The sequence below is a fragment of the Pauljensenia sp. UMB3104 genome (genome assembly GCF_030217285.1).
Classification (GTDB): Bacteria; Actinomycetota; Actinomycetes; order Actinomycetales; family Actinomycetaceae; genus Pauljensenia.
This window is the reverse complement of the sequence record NZ_JASONN010000112.1, coordinates 1-353: the sequence shown is the minus strand read 5'-3', so window position 1 is coordinate 353 and position 353 is coordinate 1. Positions and strand designations below refer to the sequence as shown.

Annotated in this window: 1 pseudogene; it reads left to right on the top strand. The window is 62.0% G+C overall.

Annotated elements, in window-relative coordinates:
• Positions 1–353, top strand: a pseudogene (locus QP415_RS10985) (hypothetical protein); the annotation flags it as partial.

Sequence of the window (353 nt, the reverse complement as noted above, 5' to 3'; positions counted from 1 at the left end):
CGCACCCTCGCGGCGGCCTCGTCCCTGGTGCTGGCAGCCATCGGCCTGACCGGCTGTATCAGCCTGCCCGGCGGGGGTGGAGGATCCAGTTCCTCGGACATCAGCAAGATGAAGAACATCCCCGAAGGCATCAAGCAGGACCTCATCAGCCAGCTCAACTCCGCCTCCGGCTCCGAAAAGAAGGAAATCCTCGAGAAGGCCACCGCCCTGAACAACGTGGTCGGCACGCAGCTGATCGCAGTCGATCCGAGCATCGCGAGCGGTCAAAAATACAAGCTGGATCCCAAGGGCATGGTCACCGTCGACAAGAACGAGGACGTGTACCTCGTGATGTCGGGTGCCGACTACTGGCG